The sequence below is a fragment of the Roseateles chitinivorans genome (genome assembly GCF_002761755.1).
Classification (GTDB): domain Bacteria; phylum Pseudomonadota; class Gammaproteobacteria; order Burkholderiales; family Burkholderiaceae_C; genus Roseateles; species Roseateles chitinivorans.
Genome location: NZ_PEOG01000208.1, coordinates 1 through 453, shown reverse-complemented (window position 1 = coordinate 453; position 453 = coordinate 1). Strand labels below are relative to the sequence as shown.

Here is a 453-nt window from a genome sequence, read left to right as displayed (position 1 = left end):
AAGACTACTTTCATAGCTTCATTCATTTCCGTGAGCGTCTAAAGATTTAACCTTCTCAGGTCGCTCGTTCAGACGCCCACGCTTATCGGCTGTAAATTCTTAAAGAACATCGAAGCGGCTTGCGCCAGCTTCGTCGCGTCGCCGACTTGTCGTCAGCAGCGCAGAAGCGAGACTATAAACGAGTTCGTTTGAACTTGTCAAGCATCTTTCGCGATCATTTTCATGACGCCTTAGACGCTGCCTCGGCCTCAGAGATCAACGCTCCGCAAAGCGCTGATCTCTGCAAGCAGAGAAAGGAACGCCCGGTCATCTGACCGGGCGTCTCCGGATATTAGCCTGACGATGACCTACTTTCACACGGGAATCCGCACTATCATCGGCGCTGAGTCGTTTCACGGTCCTGTTCGGGATGGGAAGGGGTGGGACCGACTCGCTATGGTCATCAGGCTTGAC

At 53.0% G+C, this 453-nt stretch carries 1 rRNA gene; it reads right to left on the bottom strand.

Features of this window, described 5'->3' with window-relative positions:
• Positions 1-334 precede the first annotated feature (334 nt).
• Positions 335-447 (bottom strand): 5S ribosomal RNA (gene rrf, locus CS062_RS25400).
• Positions 448-453 lie beyond the last annotated feature (6 nt).